2 protein-coding genes and 1 tRNA gene are annotated in these 1807 nt (G+C 61.8%); 2 read left to right on the forward strand and 1 reads right to left on the reverse strand.

Annotation, left to right across the window (positions count from 1 at the left end; translation table 11 throughout):
• Together EN964_RS33400 and EN964_RS33405 are read left to right on the forward strand one after the other, a co-directional pair.
• Nucleotides 1–886 (forward strand): YcbK family protein (locus tag EN964_RS33400; protein WP_127277369.1); only part of this gene is annotated, 886 nt, incomplete at its 5' end.
• Nucleotides 887–1178: 292 nt separating this feature from the next.
• A tRNA-Glu gene (locus EN964_RS33405) sits at nt 1179–1253 on the forward strand.
• A gap of 378 nt (nt 1254–1631) precedes the next feature.
• Here EN964_RS33405 and EN964_RS33410 read toward each other — a convergent pair.
• Nucleotides 1632–1802: a DUF1330 domain-containing protein gene (locus EN964_RS33410; protein WP_281059592.1), complete on the reverse strand. Its 171-nt coding sequence runs from the start codon at nt 1800–1802 to the stop codon at nt 1632–1634.
• Nucleotides 1803–1807 lie beyond the last annotated feature (5 nt).

The raw sequence follows: 1807 nt of genomic DNA on the forward strand, positions 1-1807 counted from the left end.
GGCACAGACCGCGCCGCAAACCGACGCGGTCGCCCAGCAGATTGCCGCGGTCGACGGCGACGTGGCGGCGCCGAAGCCCGCTGCCGCTCCGGCCATGAACAACCCGGTCTATGTGACGGCTGGCGAGATGCCGCAGGCCGAAGCACCAAAGAAGAAAGGCTTCCTCGCCTCGATGTTTGGCGCAACGCCAGCCTCGGCGACACCAGCCCCCATCATCAGCAACGCCCGGACGGGCGAGCAGCCCCCGGCGCAGGCAAAAGCGACGCCAGCAGCGGCAAAGCCGATCATCACGCTGGCCTCGGCCAATTCCACGGCCAAGCCGGTGCAACTGGCTTCGCTCGGCGACGATAGCAATCACATCACGGGTAGCGACGCCCTGCCCGGCGTGCGCCAGACGGCCCTGTTCGAGATCAAGCGCAAGTCCGGCCTCGACGACGAAAGCGACGTCGACCTCAACGAGGATGAGGGGCCAATCGGCGGCTCCTATCAGGTTGCGTCAGCCGCCGGCATGGCCCGGTTGGCGCCCAACGGGCTGCTCAAGCAGAACGAGAGCGTCGATGTGGCCTGCCTGAAGCCGTCGCTGGTGCGCGTGCTGAAGACGATCGAAGGCCACTACGGCCGCAAGATGACGGTGACGTCGGGCTATCGCGACCCGGCCCGCAACCGGCGCGCCAACGGGGCCAAGAATTCGCTGCACATGTATTGCGCCGCCGCCGATATCCAGGTTCCCGGCGTTTCGAAATGGGAACTGGCGAGCTACATCAGAAGCATGCCCGGCCGCGGCGGCGTCGGCACGTACTGCCACACAGAATCGGTTCACGTCGACGTCGGCCCCGAGCGCGACTGGAACTGGCGCTGCCGCCGGCGCAGCGGCGGTGACGGCTAGTCTAGCAGACGGTCTTAGGCCTATTAGCAGCCAAGATCGTACCGGTGACCATTCTGAGCATTCGGGATTAGCCGAAGCCTCCCACAAACTTCGTCATCCTAGGGCGAAGTAGGGCGAGGCTCCGTCGCGGAGACCCTGGGATGACGAAACGATGGGTGTCGCCGCTAATTATCAAAGCCTGCCAACCCTCGGGAAATCGTTGATTTGGCTGGCCCGGAAAAAAGTTGTCCAAGGTGGCACCTGACGGGTTGCCGGTTGCGCACAACACCAGTATAAGCCGCTTCGTCTGAGCGCGCCCATCGTCTAGCGGTTAGGACACCGCCCTTTCACGGCGGTAACAGGGGTTCGATTCCCCTTGGGCGTACCAGAAAAATAATGCGTTTAGCGCAAACCTCCCTCCCAATGTGGCCAATTTCGCCTGGCTCTCTGCCGCGGTCTTCAACTGACGCGCAGTCTTCCGCGATCACACCATAGGCTAACGCGGCCACACAGGTCATAATCCTGCTACAAAGTGGTCGATTCCTCAGGGATGTAGCCGCTCCAAGAGCCCGCCGCAGGTCGCCCCCGTGGCGGGCTTTTCATTACACGGTCGAGTTGGGTTCTCGGGCACCGCGACAATGAGAAAGCCCCGCAGTGGTAAGCCCGCATTTATTGCCTGGTTTCCCGGCTTTAAACAGCTGACTGCGAGGTGTACGGATTCGGGCAAAAAAGCCGGATACTACCTGATTAAGGCGAGCCACCACGGTCAAAGAGTGGGTGTTGCAACCCCCTCGAGCGCAATGATCCTGGTGTTGGCGCAACGCTTCCGGATTTCAATAAGGCGGGCGTATTCCGCCGAATTGTACCAGCCCATCAACGACGTCATGTAGGGGAATTCGATAATAACCAAACGGTTTGGCACCCAATCGCCCTCCAAGACTT

It is taken from the genome of Mesorhizobium sp. M7A.F.Ca.CA.001.10.2.1, assembly GCF_003998575.1.
Taxonomy (GTDB): domain Bacteria; phylum Pseudomonadota; class Alphaproteobacteria; order Rhizobiales; family Rhizobiaceae; genus Mesorhizobium.